The organism is Imhoffiella purpurea, assembly GCF_000585215.1.
Lineage (GTDB): Bacteria > Pseudomonadota > Gammaproteobacteria > Chromatiales > Chromatiaceae > Imhoffiella > Imhoffiella purpurea.
The window spans coordinates 1-660 of the sequence record NZ_AONC01000124.1 but is presented as its reverse complement, the minus strand read 5'-3'; the positions used below and the strand labels follow the sequence as shown (position 1 = coordinate 660).

Genomic DNA, 660 nt, shown 5'->3' with positions numbered 1-660 from the left:
AGTAACCATCCCCCGGCAAAGCCGGGGGCTTTGAATTCGTGAGCCGCTCAAAGCGGCAAGGGGTCGCTAACGCGGCCCCACGGTATTAGGGCCGCCTAAAGGCGGCAGATCAGCGCCACAGTTGCAACTGCTCCAGCCGATGATCTTCGCGCTCCTGGTGCTGGATATACGCACGGATCGTCGCTTCATCGCGACCGACCGTCGAGACAAAATACCCCCGAGCCCAAAAATGCTGCCCACTAAAATTGCGTTTACGCTCCGCGTAAACCCGCGCCAGATGGATGGCACTTTTGCCCTTGATATAGCCAACCACCTGAGACACTGGATATTTCGGCGGAATCGAAATGAGCATATGCACATGATCCAGCATCAAATGTCCCTCTTCGATCCGACTCTCTTTTTGCCTGGCTAACTGATGAAACACTTCCCCAAGGTGGGACCGCAGTTGCCCGTAAAGCACGCGGCGGCGACATTTTGGGATGAAGACAACATGATATTTGCACTCCCATTTGGAGTGACTTAGGCTCTCGAACTCGTCCATCGGGACTCTCCACAATCGTGTGCTTGGCGGCTCACGCTGCGGAGTGTCCCCGATGGACTCCCGGAAATGTCAAACTGCTACTGTCACCCCGGCAAAGCCGGGGGATTACCCGTTTTATT

At 55.5% G+C, this 660-nt stretch carries 1 protein-coding gene; it reads right to left on the bottom strand.

What is annotated here, in order from left to right:
- Nucleotides 1-109 precede the first annotated feature (109 nt).
- The gene (gene tnpA / locus D779_RS20725) at nucleotides 110-541 is read right to left on the bottom strand and encodes an IS200/IS605 family transposase (RefSeq protein WP_043758441.1); all 432 of its coding nucleotides are present in this window, start codon (nucleotides 539-541) and stop codon (nucleotides 110-112) included.
- Nucleotides 542-660 lie beyond the last annotated feature (119 nt).